The organism is Dysgonomonas sp., assembly GCF_035323175.1.
Classification (GTDB): Bacteria; Bacteroidota; Bacteroidia; order Bacteroidales; family Dysgonomonadaceae; genus Dysgonomonas.
On record NZ_DAOKYH010000020.1, the window covers coordinates 1 to 24,061 of the forward strand.

Consider the following 24,061-nt stretch of genomic DNA (forward strand, 5'->3'; position numbering starts at 1 on the left):
GTAAGGGCTCCTTGTTCAGCAATTACCTTATCGGAAATTACAGATATACTTTGTATCTGTTCGCTAGGGCGCAATGGCATACGTGTGATAGCATCCAGCTTTTCAGGTTGCTTGTATCGTTCGCCGAATACTTCAATCTCGCTTAGGTTTGCATTCGAAATCATATCAAACTGGAGATGAAATTCTTCATTATTTTTTAGGTCTACTTTCTTTTCATTGTTATTGTATCCTACAAAGCTTACTACCAGAGTAAGTTCCCTTTTAGGGAGGTTTGTAAATCTAAATTTTCCTGATTCGTCAGTAGATACGCCTTTTTGTAATTCTTTGATCGCTACAGTAGCAGATGCTATAGGATCTCCATTTTCGTCGAGTACCCTTCCTTTTATAACTTGAGCACTAGTAATTGTAATGCCTATGATTAGAAAAAGAAATAGAGTAATGATCTTCTTCATAGTTGATATATATATAGTTTATACGTTAATAGATAAAATTATTCGACGGCAAAGGTCTTTATAATTGTACTCTCGCACAATCACAATATATAATGAAATTTTAACCTGTATATAGCAATAAATAGGGATTGAAGGCTTCGGAGCTAGTTAGCGGAGCCTACGCTGTAGATACTTATTTTACTATTTGTGCATTTCAAGATCTCTTTAGCACATGATTCTAGGGTAGAGCCTGTTGTAATAATATCATCCACTAATAGGATGTGTTTGTTGGCGAAGATTTCCGGGGTTACCACATGGAAGATATCTTCTACATTCTTCCAGCGGTCGAAGCGGGCATTCTTTGTTTGTGAAGGATTATTTACTTTTCGTCGCAGGGTATCACTATTAATAGGTATTCCGGTTATGTGTGAAATTCCTTTGCATATTTCAAGCGACTGATTGTATCCTCTTTCTTTTTGACGTTTAGGGTGAAGAGGGACCGGGACGAGTATATCTATAGAAGAAATAAAATCGCTGTTTTTTATATTTTCTCCACATAGTTCACCAATAAATCTGCCGATGTGAGGGTTTCGATTATATTTCAATTCATGAATAATATGCTGTATGCTGCCTCCTTTTACAAAATAGGCAAAAGCGGCAATATGTTGGAAGGGAAAGCGTCCGGCGAAAAACTGTTCCAGACGATTGTCGGGTTGCAGGTGGAAATTCGTTTTGGGTATGAGCAGCAGGCAGTCGGTACAAATATGCTGCTCTCCTTCGCTCAATCGCCCCTTGCAGACAACACAGAGGCTCGGGAAAAAGAGATCGAGAAAATTATGAAATATTGTCTTCATAAGTACCGCCTAAGATTTTATCGACACATTTAATACACAAATCCATTGAGAAGCCTCGCCCCAAAGCAAAGCGTATTAGCTTGGTTTTCTTATCATAGTCATTCTTTGCCTTTACTGATTTCTCTTTTACGGATAATATACGCATCAGTTGTTTTTCGAATTCATCTCCTGCAAGGTCTTCCAAGATCGGGTTGTAAATCGATTCGGAAATATTAAGTTTTCTGAGTTCGAAAACGATTTTGGTCTTTCCCCATTTGTTGAACTTTAATTTATCGTTGATAAAGCTTCTTGCAAAACGTGTGTTGTCTAGGTATTTCTCTTTCCTTAGCCTGTCTATAATTCGTTCTATAGCATCGGGGGATAATTCCCATGCAAGTAGTTTTTTGCGTACGGAAAATTCAGATCGTTCGGCTCTGGAACAATAGGCTGCGACACGGTTGAGTGCTTGTGGTTCGGATAACTTCAATTTTTCTTGTTTTTAGAATAACACTCAAAAGTAGGAAAAATATTATCCTGAACGTAGTAAAGTTTTTTGTTTTGGTAGAATCTAGTACATTATCTGTCTACCTCTGCTCTCACCATCCTGTCGTTTTTGTTTAAGTCCTGAAATAGTGAAACGTTTATAAATCCTTTGCTTTTGACTAATTCTACTGTAGACTCTCCTTTCGCTTGATTTATTTCGAAGTATAATTTACCGTTTGGCTCGAGTAGATCTAAGGCAATATCGGCAATCCGGACATAAAACAAAAGTCCGTTATTGTCGGGTACGAACAGTGCAGTGTGTGGTTCATAATCGAGGACATTCTGATCCATTCCCGATTTTTCTTTTTCCAAGATATAAGGAGGATTGCTGACTACGATATCAAATTTAGTATCTGTAGGATAATTTTTTAAAACATCGACATTTCTGAAAGTTATATCCACAGCATTTGATTCTGCGTTGAGGGTTGCGATCTTTAATGCCTCTTCTGAAATATCCCACCCTTCGATATATGCCTCTTTTAAATGTTTTGCTAATGCTATTGCAATAGCTCCGCTACCGATGCCAATATCGAGTACTTTTAGTCCTGACTTTTTGTTTTCGTTCAAAATCAGTTCCACAAGCTCTTCCGTTTCGGGGCGAGGTATGAGTACATCCTTCGTCACATGGAAAGGAAGTCCGAAGAATTCGGTTTCACCAATAATATACTGTATTGGTTCAGACATTTTTAAACGATATAGTATAGAATGCAGTAAGTCGGTTTGTTCTTCCGTCAACTTTGTGTCTGATATCACAGTCTCAGGATACGAACGCTTGGTTATATGTTCTATTATAATACGTATAAATCCCGAAATTTCACTTTCGGGATAATACGCTTTTAGATATTCTTTTATATAAGAAATTGTTTTTTGCATCAGGCTGTACTATTTTCTTTTCTTCCTTATTCCATTTCTTCGTCGTACTTCTGAAAGAGGAAATCGTTGTAAGGGTAGCGTTCTATATGGATTGCTTTTATTCTCTCATACAACTTTTGCTTCAACTCCTCGATATTCAATTTCTCTGTAGCCGAAATAAAAATACAATCGTTGTGCATTTTGTTCATCCACGAGTTTTTGAGTTCCTCCAAAGAAATGTTTTCCTTTGTTTTAGGAGTCAAGTCATCTTCATCTTTGGGTTTATAAGAAAAAGAGTCCACTTTATTAAAAATCAATATAGTTGGTTTTTCCTCTTTGTCTATCTCTAGTAATGTTTTGTTTACTACCTCTATTTGTTCTTCGAAGTTAGGATGAGAGATATCCACTACATGTAATAACAGGTCAGCCTCTCTTACTTCGTCTAATGTAGACTTAAATGATTCGACAAGATGAGTAGGCAATTTGCGGATAAAACCTACAGTGTCGGATAACAGAAATGGGAGGTTGTCGATGATAACCTTTCTTACTGTCGTATCCAGTGTTGCAAAAAGTTTGTTTTCCGCAAAAACTTCCGATTTGCTTAGCAGCGTCATGAGGGTTGATTTTCCCACATTGGTATATCCGACTAAGGCAGCACGTACCATTTTTCCTCTGTTTTTTCTCTGAGAAGCCATTTGTTTGTCAATACCTTTCAGCTCTTCTTTTAGGAATGCTATCTTGGTAAGAATGATACGGCGGTCGGTCTCCAACTGAGTTTCCCCCACACCACGCATCATTACACCTCCCCCTCGCTGACGGTCTAAGTGAGTCCATAAACGGGTCAAACGTGGAAGCAGATATTGATATTGTGCCAGTTCTACCTGTGTCTTGGCATAAGCAGTTTGGGCACGCATGGCAAATATATCGAGGATGAGGCTTGTACGGTCAAGAATTTTCACTTGCAATTCCTTCTCTATATTCCTTATCTGCTTGGGAGAAAGTTCATCATCGAAAATGACTAGACCGATCTCATTATCTTCCATATATTGCTTTATTTCCTGTAATTTTCCTGTCCCTACGAAGGTAACGGGATTTGCCTTTTCAAGCTTTTGTGTGAATTTTTTTACAGGAACGATACTCGCCGTTTCGGCCAGGAATGCAAGCTCATCGAGGTACTCTTTTACCTGTTCTTCTGTTTGGTATTGAGTGATAAGCCCTACTAGAACTGCATGTTCGTTTTTTGATTCTGATATAATAAAGTCTTTCATATAATCTTTTAATCTCTAAAGATTTTAAATCCTATTTGTACTCTAACTCCAAAGTTCCACCTTTGAGAATGTCATTGTGGTTTATTCTGAAGTCGGAGATAATTTTTCCGTTATACTTCACCTGTCTGATTATAGCATCAGGTGATTTACGGTTCTTAGTTGTAATGTTTAATTTTTTTCCGTTATCCAACTGTATGGTAATATTATCATAAAGCGGAGAAACGATCTCGTACCACGGTTCGCCTACTACCAGAGGATATAATCCTATCGTAGAGAATACATACCATGCACTCATTGTGCCATCGTCTTCGTCCATTTCAGGCATGTATCCTTTCGGTTCTGTCTTAAAAGGCTTACCATGATAAGGCGTCGGATATTCGGCATTCCCTCCATACAGGTGGTTCAAATCTTCTTTTATGATGCGTCTTACATTCGCCTGAGCTTTATCGTATTGTTGCAAGCGATTGAAAATGTACGGAGCATGTATTCCCGGTTCGTTTCCTTGATTAAACAGATTGTTGTCAAAGAAATAGGTGAGCTGCTTCGCTAAGATGTCTTGTCCTCCTGCAATGTCAGCCATTTCGTTCAGATATTGAGGCAAAGCCCAGCGATATTGCCAGCGTGTACCTTGATAAAGTCCGCTGCCTCGCATCTTAGTAAAAGAATCGTCAATGTTATTAAAATCTGTATTCCATGTTTTTATAAATGTGCTTTTTGCTTTGTCGCTATAGTAATTAGCGTCATCCGTTTTGTTTAATATCTCCGCTATCTGAGCCATAGCCCACCAGTCGATACAGCTCTCCAGTGTCTGATCGGGACGATTGGTAGGGAGATTGTCCATTTCCTTTTTTATTCCATCGTAAGCTTCAGCTAAATTGATATTGGTAATTCCTTTCTTATACGCATCCAGTAACACAACTTGTGAATGCTCGGTACGCACTGTCGGGGTTGATTCGAAGTCTGTAGCCCAATCTTTTTTGCCGTATATATACAGATTACACAAAGAGTTTGCAATATCTCTCATCGATTTCGAATCGAGTAGGGTGATCAACGGAAATTTGGTGCGATATGTATCCCACATAGACCAGCAACTGTAATATGTATAATCCTTTTTTTGCTGTACTTCTCCATTTGTAGCCAAATACTTTCCGTCGATCGACGTCGTATTTGCCGGACTAAGAAATACTCTGTACAGAGAGGTGTAGAATAGTTTCTTTTCGTCTTCGCCAGCTCCTTTTATTTCTATTCGCGATAAGATGTTTTCCCATGCATTACTGGCTTGTGATTTTATTTGTTCAAAAGAAAGGCTTTTTATCCCTTCGTTTTCTAAACGAGCTGTTTCTGTGCTAATCGGAGAAAGTGCAATTCTTACTTCTATTGGTTGACTATCAGTGTTCCCAAAAGAAAGCTCTACATCTTGCTCGTACTTTGCATTTACTGTAAAGGGTTTACTTATGCTTATGTTGAAGTATAGTTTGTAAGCACCATGATCGCATGTATTGCCTGCATGTATATATCCTTGTATTTCCCTGTCTGAAACAATCTCATAATCACAGCCCAGTACTCTGGTGAAAGATGATGCAAAATTTATCGACATTTTTTGCGTCTCTTCCTTTGGGTACTGATAACGTTCTATAGCTACATTGTGAGTTGCTGTCAATTCTGCTTTTATTCCATTGGTAAGAGTGGTGGTATAGTAACCCGGAGTAGCAGACTCTAGTTCTTTATTCATACTGATGCTAACGTCTTTCGCTACAGGTTTGATGCTTAAATTGCCTCCTGCGCCACTACATCCGATACCAGATATACGATTGACCGAGAACCCGGAAATCTTACTTACATCATAATCGTATCCGACATGAGTTCTGGGATCAGAATCGGGACAAACTCTCGCCATACCGTACGGAACACATGCGGCAGGATCTACCTGTCCGTTATCTCCGGCTGTACCCATAAAGAGATAAACATATTCGTTCTTTGACTTTCCTTGTTGAGCAAAGAGATTATTTGTATTTATTAGTATCGAGCAGAATAGAATAATCAGAATGAGCGATGGTTTATAGAATCTCATAATTAAAGTTTTTCGCACAGAATTTGGTATAATGGGCTAAAGGTAAGAATAATCTGCAAGAGGTAGCAGTGCATAGATATTAAAAAAGAGCCTGCATTGTAGGCAGACTCTTCTGTATCTTTTTCGTACTTTGTTGTAGGATAAAGAATTAAGCTTTGTTAGATACAACTCTTTTTTCTTTGATTCTAGCTTTCTTACCTGTAAGACTACGAAGGTAATACAATTTAGCACGACGAACTTTACCCACTTTGTTTACAGTGATACTGTCAATAAATGGTGATTCGATAGGGAAAATTCTTTCTACACCGATGTTGTCAGACATTTTACGAACAGTGAAACGTTTTTTTGTTCCGTGTCCTGCAATTTTAATAACCACACCGCGGTACTGCTGAACACGTTCCTTGTTACCTTCTTTGATACGGTAAGCAATTGTCACTGTGTCACCACTTTTGAATTTAGGAAACTCTTTTCCTGTAGCAAATGCTTCTTCTGCAACTTTAATTAAGTCCATGATTATATATGGTTTTGTTGTTAATATACGCAATATACACGAGCACCTCCCGTCAGAGATTACGCAAAGCGGATGCAAAGATAACGATATTTCCGAAAATTGCAATACCTTAACCCCTATTTTTGAAACTATTAGGATGGGCGTCAGAAGGTATATTCCATTCCTATTCCGTAGCAGTTATCTCCTATATTTGGAGCTATCGCCAGAGTATGTTTCGAATTTAAGTGGTTCGGGTATAAAATTTTATTGATTGTTGGCAATAAAAGATAACTGGCTTCGACACTGAATATGCCTATACCGGCTCCCATTAAAACATCACTTACCCAATGCCTTTTGTTAAGTACACGCAATGCGCCTGTTGCGGAAGAGGCTATATATCCGCTAAAAGCTATGTAGGGTGATTTGCCTATATACTCACGGAACAGTATGTGTGCACCGACAAAACTTGTAGCCGTATGACCCGACGGAAATGAATTGCGTGTCGACCCGTCAGGTCTAAGTACTCCGGTACTGTTTTTTAGAATGTTCACAGTTCCCGCCATCAGAAGGTGAGACGTAGCCATTATGATCGTTACATCTTTCAGATCGTGATTACCTTTAATTCCCGCAAGATTTAGTGCATATACAGAAACGGCAGGAGCAAACTGTAGATAATCATCATATATCATCTTATTCTTAAAATGCTCGCCTACCTCATTGTTTGTGCTTTTGTCCAGATCTTTAAGCATATGATTCTCGTGTGCCATGATGCCGTAAGCGATAAATAGAGTAGGGGCTATTAATCTGGGATACGTTGAGTTAAAGCTTATTTGTTCAATATTTAATTCTGGGATTTTATTTTCCCATTTGTCGGAGTCGATATTTAAAGGAACCTGAGATGATGCAGATAAATCTATTTTAGGAAATAATGTCTTGTCGGGCAAAGAGCTGCTTTGTAATAATTTCGGTTTGGATGTAATTAACGGCTTATATTCTTGGGCATACAAATATATAATGCCTGTCTGCGTGAATAGTATAATGATAAAAAGACTTACTTTTCTAAGCGCATTCATATATGTCAAATTTGATAGTTTATTGATGATAAATATATAACGAAGAAGTTTTTATTTCGTTATTTATTGGATATATTTTAAGGTTAAATAATCATAACACAAGGTATTATATCTTTGTTAATCTATGTTTAATTAAAGCTTCTTATTGGTTTTATAAGGCTTATTCGTTATACTTTTGTATGTATACAGGAGAAAAAGACTTTTAATTTATTATCAAGCATAAGATGAAAATAAAATATATAGCAGCTGCAACTGCATTTTTTGCAACGATATGCCTCAATGTTGCTGCTTTGGGAAGTAAAACAACGACCCTTTACGATACGGTCGATAAAGAAAAAATGGGACATTGGGTCGACTCGGTCTATAATCAAATGTCGCTGGATGAGCGTATCGGGCAGCTTTTTATGCCTATTGTCAGCGGAGATAATACAGAGTCGAATAAAAACACAATAAAAAACCTGATAACGAGCCAGTATATCGGCGGGCTTTTGTTTTCTAAAGGCTCTCCCCAAAATCAAGCAGAACTCACCAATTATGCGCAACAGGTGGCTAAAACTCCTTTGATGATCTCGCTCGATGGCGAGTGGGGCTTATCCATGAGGTTGGATAATACAACACAGTTTCCTCGCAATATGATGCTTGGGGCAATTCAAAATGATTCCCTGTTATATTATTATGGTCTCGAAGTTGCCCGACAGTGCCGACAGATAGGAGTGCAGGTTAATTTTGCTCCGGCACTCGATGTTAATAGCAATCCCAATAACCCTGTGATAGGGAACCGTTCGTTCGGTGAAGACCCCGACCGTGTAGCCCAACTTGGTGTTATGTATTCGAAAGGCTTGGAAGCCGGCGGTGTGATGGCCGTAGCGAAACATTTTCCGGGACATGGCGATACATCCACTGACTCTCATAAAACTTTGCCTACCATTACGCATGACAAAGACAGGCTTGATGATTTTGAGATAAAACCTTTCAGAAAATACATTGATGCAGGTTTGTCGGGAATGATGATCGGGCATTTAAATATTCCTGCTCTCGATCCTAAAAGACAACCCAGCTCTCTGTCTGAACCTATCACTACGAAGCTGTTGCAAAACGATCTTGGCTTTTCGGGATTGATCTTTACAGATGGTTTACAGATGAAAGGGGTTTCGGGAGAAGATAACTATTGTGTGAGGGCTTTGTTAGCGGGCAATGATGTTCTTCTCGGACCGGTTAATACAGCAAAAGAATTCAATGCGGTAAAGAAAGCGATAGTAGATACCTTACTCACGGAATCGCAAATAGAGGTTAAGTGTAAGAAGGTATTGGCATATAAATATATCCTGGGTTTGAATCATGTCACGACTATAGAAGCTTCAGGGCTTATCCAAAGCCTGAATAATGCGAACGCCGAGTGGATAAACCGAAACCTGCATAGGGATGCGATGACATTGATAAAAGATGATGATAAAATCGTCCCGCTAAAGGGGCTTGATAAGAGAAAAATTGCCGCGATATCGATAGGTGCTTCAGTGGACAATACATTTCATAATATATTGAAAATGTATGGGGATGTTACCTGCTTCAATGTTTCGGATAGTGATGCCCTTTTACAACTCAAAAAAATACTTGAGCCATATAATACAATTATAGTGTCGGTGCACACTACAAGAACAAATTTTAGTACTGCTATACAAAATGTGATGCAAGGAAAAGAAACTGTACTAGCCTTTTTCCTTAATCCTTATCGGATAGCGGCTTATGCATCTGCTGTCAAAAATGCCGATGGGGTTTTGCTGGCTTATGAAGATACTGATCTGGCTCAGAACTATGCTGCTCAAGCTATATTTGGAGGCAATGCTATTACAGGAAAAGCTCCTGTGACAGTGAAAGGAGTGTTTAAGGAAGGAAAAGGGATCAATACTAAAAAGATAAGACTAAGTTATACTGTGCCCGAAGATGTAGGCATAGCAACAAGCCGACTGGATGGTATAGAGACTATTGTACAGGAAGGTATAAAAGCACAGGCTTTTCCCGGATGTCAGATATTGATAGCCAAAGATGGAGAAGTTATTTATAATAAGTCATTCGGCTCATTCGAATATGATGGCAAGCAGAAGGTAACGAATACCGACTTGTACGATCTTGCCTCCATGACGAAGGCTACAGCTACCGTTCCTGCCGTGATGAAATTGTATGACGATGCCAAATTGAAACTCAATACAGCTATTAGTAACTACGTATCTGCCCTGAAAGGTACGGAAAAATCGGATATAACAGTCCGCGATGCTCTCTTGCATGAAAGCCGACTTCCGGCCTTTATCCCTTACTATATGAATGCGATAGACGAAGATAGCTATGAAGGTAAATTGTTTAATCGTACACAGACTTCTCTTTATTCTGCTCAGTTTGATGCGAATACATGGGCTCGTACAGATTATAGATTTAAACCTTCGATGGTGTCTCAAACCCCTAAAGCGGGTTTCTTGCCTTTAGCTGAGGGACTTTACATCAACGAAACTTATTCAGATACTATTATCTCTGAAATAGCGAAGTCGAAATTGTCTAAAAGGAAACAATATGTGTATAGTTGTCTCAATTTCATGCTACTGAAAGAAGTTGTAGAAAAAATATCGAAAGAGGATTTGAATACATTTGTACAGGAAAACTTTTTCAGCAAGCTGGGTGCTACAACAACAACTTACAATCCGTTGACAAAATTCGATAAGCAAAGGATTGTTCCTACCGAGAAAGATGACTTTCTACGCAAACAACTCTTGCAAGGCTATGTACATGACGAAGGTGCAGCTTTTATGGGTGGAATATCGGGTAATGCAGGCTTATTTTCGGATGCGAATGATATTGCCAAACTGTATCAAATGTGGCTGAATATGGGTACGTATGGCGGTGAGGAGTATTTGTCGCCAAAAACTTGTCAACTGTTTCTTCAAGCAAAGAGCGGAATTTCACGCCGTGGGCTCGGATTTGATAAGCCGGAAACAACCACCGGCAAATCGAGTCCGACAGCATTAAGTGCTCCTGCCGGCACATACGGACATACAGGTTTTACAGGAACTTGCTTTTGGGTCGATCCCGATAATAATTTAATTTATATATTTTTGTCGAACAGAGTGAACGATAAACGAACTCATAATGCGATATCTACTTTAAATATACGTACACGTATTCAGGAAGAGATATATTCGGCGATGAAAAAAGGAACTGTATCACAAGAAACAAATATAACTAATACTAATACCAATGACAAACAAAAGACTGACGCTGAATGACGAATTGAAACCATTTTTTAGTACCGAAAACCAATTAATATGGGATTTGATAATAGAAAACAAAACCGAAGAATTGCAACCGGTATTATCGGAAGAAGATGAGTTTATAAATAAAATACTTGCCGAACTTTTTACAGAGGGTAAGAGCGATACACTAGATGTATACGATTTTGTAACGATCAAAGAGCCTAATAGCAGTTTATTCAGAGATTTGGTTCGTTTCATTTTTGCATCAGATATCAATGGAAATTATGATGAAATAAAAGAATCGATCTTGAATAAGATTTTCGATTTTACACCCGATATGATTGAGCAGTTGCAAAAGGAGACTCAAGGATATCCTATGAGGCCTGTTTCCGAAGTTGTAATCAAAGAAGCTTCATCGATTCGCATGTCATTGAATACATTGGCTTATTATTTTCGTGAAAAAGAAGATGTTGAAGGATTGCACTTCGCTACGGTTATGAGAACCAAGCTTACGTTGTCTATCATGAGTAACTACAAAAATATAGTGGGACATGATATGATAGAAGCTGCTAAAATAAAGGAACGGGTGGGAGAGACGGAAGCCGCTCTTGTTTTTTATAATGCTGCCCGTGAGAATTTGAAAAATGAACTGCATTGGTTTGTTGAAAGTCCGGAGATGGGAGCTAGCGAAGATGATGTGATCATGCTACAATCTCTTAAAGAAGCATATCAGTCTATCGACAGATTAAAGAATACAGCGGAGTTTGTGCAAACATGTGAAATTATCGACGAAATATTGAGCAGAGAATATGTTGAGTATGACTTCGATGAAGAGGATGAGGAAGATTAAAAAATATATATTTCTATATTGCTGTCTTCTGTTGTTACCTTGTGTTTTATTTGCTCAGCAGCAAAAGACAGCATTTATTAGTCTCGAAGAATATCTGCAAACGCAGGAGCTGGTAAATGTCAATGCTCTGGATAGCAGTATTCGTGTAGATTTGAAGTATGCAACAACAGATAACTTTACAAAAACAATTCTTTACGATTCGTTGACAAATATATATCTGCATCCTTTTGCTGCAAAAAAGTTGGTAGCAGCACAAAAATATTTGAAGACTCTCCACCCTGATTATAGTTTATTGGTTTATGATGCCGTACGTCCTTTAAGTGTGCAGCGTAAGATGTATCGGGTGGTGCAGAATACCAAATATGCGGCTTATGTCGCAAACCCTTCACGCACAGGTCTTCATAATTATGGAATGGCAGTAGATCTTACTATTTGTAACAAAAAAGGTGTACCTTTGGATATGGGTACTCCCTTCGATTTTTTTGGTGGTGCTGCCGGTATCAATAAGGAGGCTGAATTGGTGCAACGAGGGGTTCTTACAAAACAGCAGGTCATAAATCGTGAATTATTGCGCAAAGTGATGAGGCATGCCGATTTTTTGACTATACGTGGCGAATGGTGGCACTTCAATGCTCTACACCTTATAGAAGCCCGCAAGTTGTATAAGGTTATTGAATAACGACTTTTCTTTTTCTTTCGAAGGATATTTTGTAACTCTAAAATAATAAGCACATGAAAAGGATTTACACAGTTTTACTTGTATCATTTGTTTTGAGTATGTGCGCACAGAACGTTAACGCACAATTTGTGGTAGCGCAAGACACTGTTCGCGGACGAATTGACTTTTGTCCTCGTTTTGGAGATTTGCATAACGCTGTAGAGATTCCCAACGATTCTGTTTTTTATATGCTGCCTATAGATCAGAGTACAGATCCGTGGCGTCAGGTTTATCGTTATATGCCTGATAGAAGCGTGAGTGGCGGATATATACATGGACGGAAACTGATGCGGGTGGATGATTATGATATAGTAGAAGTAGAGCGTCTCTCGGCTCATGGTAGCATATCTTTCAAGAATGCAGATGTACGAGTCGTTGTTTCCGTTGCCCCTATTAGCCCCAAAGATACATCAGTGAAAAAAGGTGCTGACGGTACGTACATGGTAAACGGTAAAAAGGCTTACGGTGTCTCAAAGTGGTCATCTCCTCAGTTGCACTATAAATCTATTACGGTATCTATAAAAGGGCGGAATATTCCTGTTCCTCAGAGGATATTCGAGCATTTGCTTGAGCCAGATATTGAAGATATGGTTGTGTATTATAATCCTCGCAAACAAATCGTTTATATGCAAGTCAACAATGGTGGCACATCGGCTTCTTATACCGCATTGCTCACTGTTTCGATTCGGGGAGCACTAAGTCCGTATGTATTTTATCCATCTATGAATAGGTAAGAGCAGATTGATAGTCTTTTTATCCTTCTCTCCAATTTGAAAGATTTGAGTATATAGATAATTTCTTTTTTAAGAATTTATCTTATAACAAAAGGTCTTTGAAATGATTGTATGTCGATTTTGTAGTGTGCGGCAAAAAGTGACACAGCAAAAGAGTGCGAAACCTGTTACTTTTTAACAATTTAAAAAAAGGGTAATTGGATTGAGGGTGTTGATTGAGAAGGAATTTACTTCTTTAATATTCCTGTTTGTTGAAAGATAGATAAGGTGATATAGAGCAATATTCCTGCTGCTATTCCTAGTACTCCGATTGTTATTGTAGCTACGATAACGAATGCTGCTAGAAAATAACGATACTCGTTTCCTTTAAACTTGATGTTTTTTATCTTCAACGAGAACATTGGAATTTCCGATACCATGAGTAATGAGAATACTACAATGGCAACCAGAAAAGTGTATATCAACGATGGAGTAATCATCGGAACTTTGTATGCAAGACCATAACAGAAGCTAACCCAAAACATAGCATTAGCCGGAGTGTTTAACCCGATAAAAGACTCGCTCTGTCTTTCATCTACATTGAACTTTGCTAAGCGCAAAGCTGAAAAAATAGCGAGTAAGAATGCTATATATGGCAGATATTCTACTATGATCGGATTCTGAGATATGCGTATTGTGTTGTCTGACAGGAAGCGGAAGGCGGCAATGCTGGGGGCTAATCCAAAACTAACCATGTCGGCCAAAGAGTCGAGCTCTTTACCTATTGGGGAATAGGCCTTCAGCAAGCGAGCGGCAAACCCATCGGAGAAATCGAACAGGGCTGCGATGATAACCCATACTACTACCCATGTATATTCTCCCTGAAATGCCATAACGGTGGCTATCGATCCTGAAAGCAGATTGAGAGAAGTGAGTGTATTTGGGATATGCTTTTTCATCTCTTTATGCTCGGAACTTTGCTATTACAGTCTGGTTTCCGGTTACCTTTTGATCCATTTCTACAAGTATCTCAGTACCTAACGGTAGATATACATCAACCCTTGATCCAAGTTTGATGAAGCCGAGGTGTTCGTCTATGCTGCCTGTTTCTCCAACTTGCGCATAGGTTACAATCCGTCGGGCCATAGCTCCTGCTACCTGACGCAGCAATATTTGGTTTTTACCGTCTTCTGTTTCCATGACTACAGTTGATCTCTCATTCTCTGTGCTCGATTTCGGCAGATACGCCGCCATGAAACGTCCATCATGATGCTTAGACATTAGCACTTTTCCGTTGATAGGATACCAGTTTGCATGAACATTGAATGGAGACATGAATATAGATACGATAATGCGTTTATCTTTAAAGTATTCGCCTTCGTACACTTCTTCTATTGCTACTATCTTTCCATCGGCAGACGCTACTACAACACCGTTGCTATCGCCTTTGAATTGCCTATAGGGGCTCCGATAAAAGTTGAGCACTATACCGAAAAAAACAAGTGATGCTCCACCTGCAAGATAGGATAGAAATGTGTGACGGAAGAAATACCAAAGTACCCCGTTTAATACAAACAGGATTATAAAATATGTTGTTAAAACGCCTCGTCCTTCGTGATGAACCTTCATTATTTTGTGATAAACATATTTAATGTAAGGTGCAAAAGTATCTTTATTTGGCGATATATACAAATTTGGAATCTGAATTTTAGTACAAAAGAAAAGAGAGATGAACGAATCACCTCTCTGATGTATGTATTTTATATCTGTTTTATATTTACAGGATATACAGTGAACTGATAGATTCGTTGCTTAATACCCTGCGGATAGCATTTGCAAACACATCAGCCACAGATAAGATAACTACCTTTTCGCACTTTTTAGAATAAGGGATGCTGTCTGTAAATACCATTTCGGTAAGTCCCGATTGGGTTACTCTTTCCGATGCAGGGTCAGACATCACCGCATGACTTGCTATAGCTCTCACCGATCTGGCTCCGCTGGCTTTCATTATGTCGGCAGCTTTTGTTATTGTACCTGCTGTATCTACAATATCATCTACCAGCAGCACGTCCATTCCTGTAACGTCCCCAATGATTTGCATTTCGGATATTTCGTTTGCTTTCTTGCGAAGTTTATAGCATATAACCATTGGCAAACCAAAGTATTTGGCGTACGAGCTTGCACGTTTTGTACCACCCACATCCGGTGTTGCTATTACTAGATTATCGGTATCTAATGTCTTAATATAGTCTACAAATATGGCAGATGCATATAAGTGGTCTACCGGAACATTGAAGAATCCTTGTATCTGGTCGGCATGCAAGTCCATAGTTATTAGTCGGTTGATGCCTGCTGCACTAAGCATGTCCGCAATAAGTTTAGCACCGATAGAAACACGAGGCTTATCTTTGCGGTCTTGGCGAGCCCAACCGAAGTATGGTATTACAGCTATTATAGATGAGGCAGACGCTCTTTTTGCAGCGTCGATCATCAATAGAAGTTCCATAAGATTATCTGAAGAAGGGAATGTGGACTGTATTAAAAAAACCTGACACCCCCTGATTGACTCTTCGTATGAAACAGAGAATTCTCCATCAGCGAAGCGTTCAATTTTCATTTTACCCAAAGGGCATCCAAGGCTAGTACATATTTTTTCAGCTAAGTAACGAGAATTAGTTCCCGAGAAAATTTTGAAAGGTAGATTATTGTCCATCTCTTCTTTAATTTTTTAATCTTTATGGAAAGTTTTTTAATAGATTTATATGAGACTGTAAAATTAGGAAAAACAACACAATTAGCTCATAGAAAATTTAATTATTTTCCCAGAATATTCTTCTATGTTTAAAAACAGGTTCCGATCCCATTGTGGGCTTAATGTGAAATTCTTTTTAGAAAGCAGTTCTTTCGCCTTTTTTATTTCGTGCGGTTTTATTTCCATGTATTCGAAAGCATGAAAAGGGATGTGAACAGAAATATTTACAGGTTTTGAATCAAAATTAGCAACTACAATCAAGAACTCATCTTTGCCAGACCTTAAGAAAGCGTATTGCTTTGTAGAATCGAAGTCCATGTTGCTATAATTAGCATACATCAGATCAAAGAACTTTCCTGTTCTGATTGACTCTTCTTCTTTTGCTATTTTTAGAAGCTGAATATAAAACTTCCGAAGTTTGATCTGTTCCTCATTTAGTCCGCTTTCTGTGAATGTTCCTTTATTCCTCCAGCTTCTTATAGAGTCGACCGACCAATAATCAAAGATGGTTGTACGTCCATCTAGTCCGCTAAAACCTTCTTTATCCATTCCTCGTTCACCCAGTTCTTGCCCGAAGTAAATCATTACAGGATTGGTATTCATTGTTGCGGCTACAACCATTCCCGGAATGGCTTTGAAAGGATTGCCTGCAAAGAAATCTGATGCAATGCGCTGTTCGTCATGGTTTTCCAGAAAGTTTAGCATTTTGGTTTGTAGTCCGTCAATGCTTTGCCAAGAAAAGGTAATGTCCGACGAAGGTTGTTCGTGATTGATTACATTGCGTAGTGTGTCATACAGTCCAACTTTGTCGTACAGATAATCAAACAGTCCCCAATCTACATATTTGTGATACAAGTCGGGGTTATATACCTCTGCAATGAAGATGAGTGTTTTGTTTTTTGCTTTTACCCTTGGTATTACCCAGTTCCAAAATTCAACAGGAACCATTTCCGCCATATCACATCTGAATCCATCTACCCCTTTGGCAGCCCAGAAAAGAAGGATGTCTTTCATCTTGAGCCATGTGTCTGGTGTTGGTATAAAGCAGCTTGTCCTGTTATTGGTATAGTCTATTCCATAATTTAGCTTAACCGTTTCGTACCAATCTGTTATCGATGGCTTATTACTGAAGCAATCGTTGCCGGTTGCTTTAGCCGGATATTCTATATATGCGTTTTCTCCTTGTTGTGTAGGAAATTGCAGTTCTAGTTTCTGATTGGGTATATAATAGAAATTGTTATCCGGGTCGAACGCTACATCTTTATTATCATCTGCTCCCAAGTCTTTTATTTTCTTCGGTTTTGCATCAGAGTGATATTGTCGTGCAACATGATTGGGTACAAAATCAATAATTACTTTCATCCCATTTTTGTGCGTACGTTCTATCAGGTCTTCAAATTCCTGCATTCTATTGTCTACATCTTCAGCCAGATCGGGAGAAACGTCATAATAATCGCGGATCGCATAAGGCGAGCCTGCTTTTCCTTTTATTACATCGGGATGATCTTTTGGTATTCCATTTGCTGTGTAGTCGGTGGTAGAGGCATGCTCAAGTATTCCGGTATACCAAATATGGGTAAATCCCATTTTTTTTATTTCTTTCAACGCCTTATTGTCGAAGGCTGAGAACTTGCCTACTCCATTTTCTTCTATGGTTCCGCTTTCCTTATTCGTGCTGTTCTCGTTGCCGAATAATCGGGGAAGTACTTGGTATATAAAAATCTTTTCTGCCATAGCTGCTAATTTTATTATTGTGCATGTGTTATGCATGTAAGGTTGATATGTGGAAAATCTTTTGTTAAGGCTTCTTTTTTATCTTCAAAAAATTTTGTCGTTAGGTTATATCCTGCCCGATATATTTCTTCAACATGTTCCAGATCAAACATTGAATACTGAGACAAAGATGTCGACTCGATCAGGTAGTCGCATAAGTTTCGGTCTAATAAGGTGTTGGAGCCAGACATGTAGTGGAAAGACCTTTCTGCTATATATTTAATGGAGCTCCTGAATTCTGCTTTTATAATGGGGCTAACATTGACTCCTATAATTTTAACGCAATCTTTGCGTATCGTAGAAACAGGGAAGTTCTTAAATAAACCTCCGTCAACATAATAATGTTGGTTGATTTCCACAGGGCGGAAAATGATAGGTACCGAACATGATGCTATAACGGCCGGTATTAAAGCTCCTGTAGAAAATACCTTTGTTTCGCCATATTCTATATCAGTAGCGACAGTCCGCAGGGGTATTTTCAAATCCTCAAAGGTTTTAGCTCGGAGATGCTTTTTTAGAAATGAACGAAATCCATCGCTTTTGAAAAAGCCTCCATGTGGTATCGTAAATTCAGCAAACTCTCTGAATACTTTCTTTTTGAAGAATGATAGTATTTCCTCAGGAGTATACCCATCCGCATATAATACTCCGGCAAAAGCTCCTGCGCTGGTTCCGGATATAATTTGAGGATAAAGACCAATTTCATTTAGTGCTTGCAATACGCCTAAATGAGCAAAACCTTTGGCACCACCTCCGCTAAGGGAGAGACCTAGTTGATAAATGTTTTTTTCCGGACTCATGCGTTTTGTATCAATATACAAATTTAAGGATATTCTTCTTATTTGCTAATTTGTAGGTATAATAATAGTTACGACGGTGTATGTGAATAATAAAAAAAAGAGCTGTTTTTAATTATTAAAAACAGCTCTTTTTTTTATTCTGAGTAATTGTTACTTTACTTCAAAATCTTGTTTCATATCAATTTCTTCTCCATTTTCATCCATAAAATGATATTCCAGGAATGCCAGATTCTGGTTTGGGATTATCTTTACTCCCATGCCATAACGCCATTTCCATTGCCACTTTAATGAAGGAAAACCTTTATTGATAAATGCTGCTACATACGGATGTATATAGAGTTTGAAATTCTTTACTTTTAGATCTTTTACCAGATAGCTTATTTTCATGCGCAGGGTATCTGTAAACAGTATGGATGGTCTTATTTCTCCTTTTCCAAAACATGTAGGACATGCTTCGGTGGTTGATATCTCCATCTCTGGACGTACACGCTGACGTGTGATCTGCATTAGCCCGAATTTGCTCAGTGGGAGTATATTATGCTTTGCTCGATCATTCGCCATCAGCTCCTGCATTTTGGCCATTAGTTGTGCTTTGTGCTCACCTTCCGTCATATCTATGAAGTCGATTACGATGATTCCCCCCATGTCTCGTAATCTCAATTGACGTGCTATTTCTTCTGCTGCTGCGGAATTCACTTCCCATGCATTATTCTCTTGTCCTGCTTCAGGATTCTTCGACCTGTTGCCGCTGTTCACGTCTACAACGTGAAGGGCTTCGGTATGTTCCAAGATAAGGTATGCGCCATTGCGGAATGTAACTGTTTTTCCGAACAAGGCTTTTACTTGTTTCGTTACATTGAAATTATCAAAGATAGGTAACCCGCCATCATAACTTTTTACAATGTTTTTCTTGTCGGGTGCTATAAATGATATATAGTCCTTAATCTGGTTGCAGGTGTCTAAATCATTGACATGGATTTCCTGAAAGGTAGGATTGAAGATGTCTCTCAGTAAGGCCACAATACGGCCTGTTTCTTCAAAAACGAGGGTTGGAAGTTTATTTTTCTGAATCTTAGGAAGATTGTCCTCCCAACGTTTTACCAATGTTTTCAGTTCTGTATCCAGATCGGCTACCTTTTTTCCTTCAGCTACGGTTCTTACTATTACTCCGAAGTTTTTTGGTTTTATGCTTTGTATAAGTTGTCTTAGACGAGCACGCTCCTCTTTCGATTTAATTTTTTGAGAGACAGATACTTTGTCGTTGAATGGAATGACAACTAAAAAACGGCCGGCTAGTGAAAGCTCGGCTGTGAGGCGGGGGCCTTTTGTTGATATAGGTTCTTTGGCTATTTGTACCAGTATTTCTTGTCCTGGTTTTAGAACGTCGCTGATAGACCCATTTTTGTCTATGTCTGCTTCCATTTTCATCTTCGAGATGTTAGGAAACTTTTTCTTATCAGCTAAAGCCTGTTTGTAAAACTTATCAACGGATTTGAATTGAGCACCTAGATCTAAATAGTGAAGAAAAGCGTCCTTTTTGTATCCTATGTCTACAAAAGCAGCATTTAATCCGGGCATCAGTTTTTTTACTTTGCCGGCATAGATGTTTCCTACCGCGTATGAAGCGTCTCTTCCTTCTTTTTGCAGTTCGACAAGTTTCTTGTCTTCCAAGACTGCTATTGAGACTTCATTGGGCTGAACATCGACTATTAGTTCGCTATTCATAACTATGTTTTAGAATTAAAAATAAGATTTAAATTCCCTATTTAAATCTGATAGTAGAGTTTACTTCTTTATGTATCAAGAAGCTTTTTCATTAAATACACAAAGAACAAACTTAGAAATTCAACAATTTGTAAGTTTGTTCTCGTATATTTCATTAAATAAAAGAATTACAGATTATTTTTTCTTTTTGTGTCTGTTCTTTCTTAATCTTTTTTTGCGCTTGTGCGTAGACATTTTATGTCTTTTTCTTTTCTTTCCGCTTGGCATGTTATTTATATTTAGAAATTAATTTAATAAAAAGGCGAAATTACTTTCTCACTTGAGTTATGAATGTCTTGGCAGGTTTGAATGCCGGAATTGAGTGAGCAGGTATGATGATAGTCGTATTTTTAGAGATGTTACGAGCTGTTTTTTGAGCTCTTGTCTTCACTATGAAACTACCGAAACCTCTTAAATAAACGTTTTCATTCTTGCTTAGTGAGTCTTTTACAACATCCATGAATGATTCAACTGTTTTTAATACAGTGGCTTTGTCTATTCCTGTATTTTTCGCAATTTCGTTAACGATGTCAGCTTTTGTCATTTTCTTATCTTTTTAAATTCGAAACAATTAATTTTTTGGACTGCAAATATATAGCTTTTTATTTACCTTTGAAACAAATAATTATCATTTTTTCTCCTAGATAAAGAAATTAACGTTCAACTATAGCTTGTTTTGAGCGGATATTAATGTGTTCTAAAATGAATATGGAAAAAGATTTAAGATTAAGCTCTATATTAATAAGGTGGTATGATGCAAATAAGAGGGATTTGCCATGGCGTAATACGTCCGATCCGTATGCAATATGGCTTTCAGAGGTTATCTTGCAGCAGACACGTGTAGATCAAGGTTACTCCTATTATAATAAGTTTATACAAAAATATCCGAAAGTAGGTATGTTGGCAATGGCTGACGAAGATGAAGTATTGAAGCTTTGGCAGGGGCTTGGTTATTATAGCAGGGCGCGAAACCTTCAGGCGGCAGCGAAGTCGATAGAGAAGGATTATAATGGTGCTTTCCCCCGCGAACATAAAGATGTGTTGAAGTTGAAGGGGGTAGGCGATTATACTGCGGCAGCTATAGTTTCCATTTCTTATAACCAGCCTTATGCAGTGGTAGATGGTAATGTGTATAGAGTGTTGTCACGTATTTTTGCTATTGACGAACCCATCGATAGTGGCAAAGGTAAAAAAGTATTTGCAGAATTGGCTCAAGAGTTGCTCGATGATGCTAATGCAGGCTTGCATAATCAGGCAATAATGGAATTTGGGGCATTGCAGTGCGTCCCTGTTTCTCCTCGTTGTGATATTTGTCCTGCTTCGTCAATGTGTTTGGCGTATGCTCAAAACAAAGTAGCACAATATCCTAAAAAGGCGGGTAGGCAAAAAGTGCGAAACCGTTATTTTAATTATTTTGATGTCCGACACGGCGAATCTATGTATTTGCGCAAACGAAGCGATAAAGATATTTGGCAGAATTTATACGAATTGCCGCTTGTGGAGACGGAAAAAGAACTGACGATTGAGGAATTGCAAAAAGATGAAAAATTTAAAGCGTTGTTTGAAGCTGCTTCGAACGTTAAGGTGCAATACATCAGACAAATAAAACATGTTTTGTCGCATCAAATTATTTATGCAATATTTTATAAAGTAGAAGTGTCGGAAATTCGATTGGATAAAGATTATCTCAAGATCGCAGCAGCCGATATCGACGATTATCCGGTTTCGCGATTGGTGCATAAATATCTGGAACAGTTATGACTTATATATTCTAGGGCTTGTGTAAGATCGAAAAAAAATTAACTTTGTAATCAAATAATAGAGCGATATGGATAAAATATCATTGATTGTCCCGTGCTACAATGAAGAACAGGCCCTTCCGTATTTGTATAAAGAAGTAGTGAAGCTTGCGGAAGAAATGCCTGATCAAGAATTCGAATTTATTTTTATAAATGATGGCTCAAGGGACAAAACCTTAACAGTAATTAAAGAACTAAGAGAGTCGGACGAAAGAGTCCATTTTGTGTCTTTTTCCCGCAATTTCGGTAAAGAAGCGGGTATATATGCCGGCTTACAAGCAGCTACCGGAAATTATGTATCGTTAATTGATGCAGACTTACAAGACCCGCCGTCCTTGATAAAGGAAATGTATGAAACCTTAAAAGCAGAAGACTATGACTGTGTGGCTACCCGCCGGGTAGACCGAAAAGGGGAACCGCCTATCCGATCGTTTTTTGCCAAGCAGTTTTATAAGCTAATAAATAAGATATCAGATACTGAAGTTGTAGACGGAGCTCGTGATTTTCGTCTTATGACGCGGCAGATGGTTGATTCTATATTGGAAATGGGCGAATACAACCGTTTTTCGAAAGGTATTTTCGGTTGGGTCGGATTCAAAACAAAATGGATTGCCTTTGAGAATGTGGAACGTGTGGCCGGAGAAACAAAATGGTCATTTATCGGATTGTTTTTGTATTCTCTGGAGGGGATAATTGCATTCTCTACCCGCCCGTTGATTATTGCATCCGTTTTTGGTATCCTTTTTTGTATAATAGCATTCATTATGATATGCTTTATTATCTTCAAAAAGATATTGTTCGGTGATCCGGTGCAAGGTTATGCATCTACTTTGTGTATCATTTTCTTTATAGGAGGAATCCAGTTGTTTTGCCTTGGTATTTTGGGGCAATATTTATCAAAAACATATATGGAGGCAAAAAAACGACCTATTTATATCGTAAGAGAGCGGGCTTAATTCGCTATTTTGCAATCTATAGTTGCCAAATTTGCATAATTTGGCGTTTTATTTTTTGCGTTTCTGAAATAAAAGATTAATTTTGCGCCGATTGTCAGGAGGGCTCTAACCGAGTCTGTGTCTCATGCCTGTAGCAAAACGCTATGAATATTATCAAAAACTAAAGACAATCGATAGAAAAGTCTTAATTTTAATATAAAAATATGAGTTCTTCCGCTCTTTTTTTAGTAGTTTTCTTAACTGGAATCACACTCGTTTGTGCCGGATTAGGCATGGCCTTACTGTTATCACCAAAATCTTTCAATCCTCAGAAAGGAGAACCATACGAATGTGGTATCCCTACGCATGGAACTTCCTGGATGCAGTTTAAGGTAGGTTATTATCTGTATGCAATTCTTTACTTAATGTTCGACGTTGAGGCTATATTCCTTTTTCCTTGGGCTACAGTTGTAAGGCAATTGGGTGAACCCGGTCTGTATTGTATATTGTTTTTCGTAATAATATTGGGTCTGGGCTTAGCTTATGCCTGGAAGAAAGGAGCATTAAAATGGAAATAAAGAAAATATATATAAAAGGTATTCCTAACGAGGAGTTCAAGGACAATGAATACCTTGAGGATTATGTCAAAGAACTCAACGAAGGCGGGGTTCCTGTTGTAGTAGGTAAGCTTGATGACCTGATCAACTGGGGACGCTCAAATTCAGTGTGGCCATTAGCTTTTGCTACAAGTTGTTGTGGTATTGAGTTTATGGCTTCGGCTGCAGCTCGTTACGATTTGGCACGCTTTGGGATGGAGGTAACTCGCAACAGTCCGCGTCAGGCCGATACAATGGTGGTGGCCGGTACGATTGTGCATAAGATGGCTCCGCTTTTGAAACGTGTATATGATCAGATGGCAGAACCAAAATATGTAGTTGCGATGGGTAGTTGCGCTATTTCGGGAGGTCCATTTGTAGATTCATACCATGTTGTGAAGGGTATTGATGAAATAATTCCTGTAGATGTATATGTGCCGGGATGCCCTCCGCGTCCGGAAGCTTTATTTTATGGCTTGATGCAATTGCAACGTAAGATAAAAGTAGAGCGTTTTATGTTCCGTAAAGGACACAAGAACATCAAACGGGATAAATAAG

At 38.5% G+C, this 24,061-nt stretch carries 23 protein-coding genes; 8 read left to right on the forward strand and 15 right to left on the reverse strand.

Translation table 11 applies throughout. The annotated features are described in order from the left end of the window. The 8 genes from PKC55_RS15745 to PKC55_RS15780 all read right to left on the reverse strand — a co-directional run. The coding region (locus PKC55_RS15745) for a carboxypeptidase-like regulatory domain-containing protein (protein ID WP_324373569.1) at positions 1-452 on the reverse strand (452 nt) is incomplete at its 3' end. Between the two features lie 143 nt (positions 453-595). After that, positions 596-1,285: a ComF family protein gene (locus PKC55_RS15750; RefSeq protein ID WP_324373570.1), complete on the reverse strand. Its 690-nt coding sequence runs from the start codon at positions 1,283-1,285 to the stop codon at positions 596-598. After that, a complete protein-coding gene (locus tag PKC55_RS15755) occupies positions 1,266-1,751 on the reverse strand; it encodes a regulatory protein RecX (protein WP_291126191.1) in 486 nt (161 codons plus the stop codon). The genes PKC55_RS15750 and PKC55_RS15755 overlap by 20 nt, the downstream gene beginning before the upstream one ends. Before the next feature lie 89 nt (positions 1,752-1,840). After that, complete coding sequence (gene prmC / locus PKC55_RS15760; RefSeq protein WP_291126193.1) at positions 1,841-2,680, reverse strand: peptide chain release factor N(5)-glutamine methyltransferase; 840 nt, start codon at positions 2,678-2,680, stop codon at positions 1,841-1,843. A 26-nt stretch (positions 2,681-2,706) separates the two neighbouring features. Continuing rightward, positions 2,707-3,927 (reverse strand): GTPase HflX, encoded by a 1,221-nt coding sequence (hflX, locus tag PKC55_RS15765; protein WP_291126195.1) that lies wholly within the window; start codon positions 3,925-3,927, stop codon positions 2,707-2,709. A 31-nt stretch (positions 3,928-3,958) separates the two neighbouring features. Then, positions 3,959-5,998 (reverse strand): glycoside hydrolase domain-containing protein, encoded by a 2,040-nt coding sequence (locus tag PKC55_RS15770; RefSeq protein ID WP_324373571.1) that lies wholly within the window; start codon positions 5,996-5,998, stop codon positions 3,959-3,961. Positions 5,999-6,146: 148 nt separating this feature from the next. Continuing rightward, a complete protein-coding gene (gene rplS / locus PKC55_RS15775; protein ID WP_135106807.1) occupies positions 6,147-6,509 on the reverse strand; it encodes a 50S ribosomal protein L19 in 363 nt (120 codons plus the stop codon). A gap of 143 nt (positions 6,510-6,652) precedes the next feature. Further along, positions 6,653-7,561 (reverse strand): phosphatase PAP2 family protein, encoded by a 909-nt coding sequence (locus tag PKC55_RS15780; protein ID WP_291126758.1) that lies wholly within the window; start codon positions 7,559-7,561, stop codon positions 6,653-6,655. A gap of 224 nt (positions 7,562-7,785) precedes the next feature. Here PKC55_RS15780 and PKC55_RS15785 point away from each other — a divergent pair, with 224 nt between their 5' ends. The 4 genes from PKC55_RS15785 to PKC55_RS15800 are packed head-to-tail and all read left to right on the forward strand — an operon-like array spanning position 7,786 to position 13,102. Next, on the forward strand, positions 7,786-10,833 hold the full coding sequence (locus PKC55_RS15785; protein ID WP_324373572.1) for a serine hydrolase domain-containing protein: 3,048 nt from the start codon (positions 7,786-7,788) through the stop codon (positions 10,831-10,833). Then, complete coding sequence (locus PKC55_RS15790; protein ID WP_291030836.1) at positions 10,805-11,650, forward strand: hypothetical protein; 846 nt, start codon at positions 10,805-10,807, stop codon at positions 11,648-11,650. Before PKC55_RS15785 ends, PKC55_RS15790 begins: the two co-directional genes overlap by 29 nt. Continuing rightward, on the forward strand, positions 11,637-12,329 hold the full coding sequence (locus PKC55_RS15795) for a M15 family metallopeptidase (protein WP_291126316.1): 693 nt from the start codon (positions 11,637-11,639) through the stop codon (positions 12,327-12,329). The genes PKC55_RS15790 and PKC55_RS15795 overlap by 14 nt, the downstream gene beginning before the upstream one ends. Before the next feature lie 53 nt (positions 12,330-12,382). Then, complete coding sequence (locus tag PKC55_RS15800; protein ID WP_291126314.1) at positions 12,383-13,102, forward strand: hypothetical protein; 720 nt, start codon at positions 12,383-12,385, stop codon at positions 13,100-13,102. Between the two features lie 227 nt (positions 13,103-13,329). Here PKC55_RS15800 and PKC55_RS15805 read toward each other — a convergent pair whose 3' ends face one another. The 7 genes from PKC55_RS15805 to PKC55_RS15835 all read right to left on the reverse strand — a co-directional run bounded on the left by PKC55_RS15805 (position 13,330) and on the right by PKC55_RS15835 (position 20,717). After that, positions 13,330-14,040: a CDP-alcohol phosphatidyltransferase family protein gene (locus tag PKC55_RS15805; protein WP_291126312.1), complete on the reverse strand. Its 711-nt coding sequence runs from the start codon at positions 14,038-14,040 to the stop codon at positions 13,330-13,332. A 4-nt stretch (positions 14,041-14,044) separates the two neighbouring features. Beyond that, on the reverse strand, positions 14,045-14,710 hold the full coding sequence (locus tag PKC55_RS15810) for a phosphatidylserine decarboxylase family protein (RefSeq protein ID WP_135106821.1): 666 nt from the start codon (positions 14,708-14,710) through the stop codon (positions 14,045-14,047). 148 nt (positions 14,711-14,858) lie between these two features. Continuing rightward, positions 14,859-15,797: a ribose-phosphate pyrophosphokinase gene (locus PKC55_RS15815; protein ID WP_135106823.1), complete on the reverse strand. Its 939-nt coding sequence runs from the start codon at positions 15,795-15,797 to the stop codon at positions 14,859-14,861. Between the two features lie 81 nt (positions 15,798-15,878). Beyond that, entirely contained in the window at positions 15,879-17,570 is a 1,692-nt protein-coding gene (locus PKC55_RS15820; RefSeq protein WP_324373573.1) for an alpha-amylase family glycosyl hydrolase, read from the reverse strand. A gap of 14 nt (positions 17,571-17,584) precedes the next feature. Then, entirely contained in the window at positions 17,585-18,409 is an 825-nt protein-coding gene (locus PKC55_RS15825; protein WP_283685742.1) for a patatin-like phospholipase family protein, read from the reverse strand. 150 nt (positions 18,410-18,559) lie between these two features. Next, positions 18,560-20,134, reverse strand: coding sequence for an Rne/Rng family ribonuclease (locus PKC55_RS15830; RefSeq protein WP_006841413.1), 1,575 nt, complete (start codon positions 20,132-20,134; stop codon positions 18,560-18,562). Between the two features lie 307 nt (positions 20,135-20,441). Further along, entirely contained in the window at positions 20,442-20,717 is a 276-nt protein-coding gene (locus PKC55_RS15835; RefSeq protein ID WP_006841412.1) for an HU family DNA-binding protein, read from the reverse strand. A 158-nt stretch (positions 20,718-20,875) separates the two neighbouring features. On the opposite strand from PKC55_RS15835, the gene mutY reads away from it, so the two are divergent. The 4 genes from mutY (at position 20,876) to PKC55_RS15855 (ending at position 24,060) form a co-directional block, all read left to right on the forward strand. Further along, on the forward strand, positions 20,876-21,934 hold the full coding sequence (mutY, locus tag PKC55_RS15840; RefSeq protein WP_291126308.1) for an A/G-specific adenine glycosylase: 1,059 nt from the start codon (positions 20,876-20,878) through the stop codon (positions 21,932-21,934). Between the two features lie 67 nt (positions 21,935-22,001). Continuing rightward, positions 22,002-22,928: a glycosyltransferase family 2 protein gene (locus tag PKC55_RS15845; RefSeq protein WP_135106831.1), complete on the forward strand. Its 927-nt coding sequence runs from the start codon at positions 22,002-22,004 to the stop codon at positions 22,926-22,928. A 203-nt stretch (positions 22,929-23,131) separates the two neighbouring features. Then, complete coding sequence (locus PKC55_RS15850) at positions 23,132-23,485, forward strand: NADH-quinone oxidoreductase subunit A (RefSeq protein ID WP_291126305.1); 354 nt, start codon at positions 23,132-23,134, stop codon at positions 23,483-23,485. Continuing rightward, entirely contained in the window at positions 23,476-24,060 is a 585-nt protein-coding gene (locus PKC55_RS15855; RefSeq protein ID WP_135106833.1) for an NADH-quinone oxidoreductase subunit B, read from the forward strand. Before PKC55_RS15850 ends, PKC55_RS15855 begins: the two co-directional genes overlap by 10 nt. The last annotated feature ends 1 nt before the right edge of the window (position 24,061 follow it).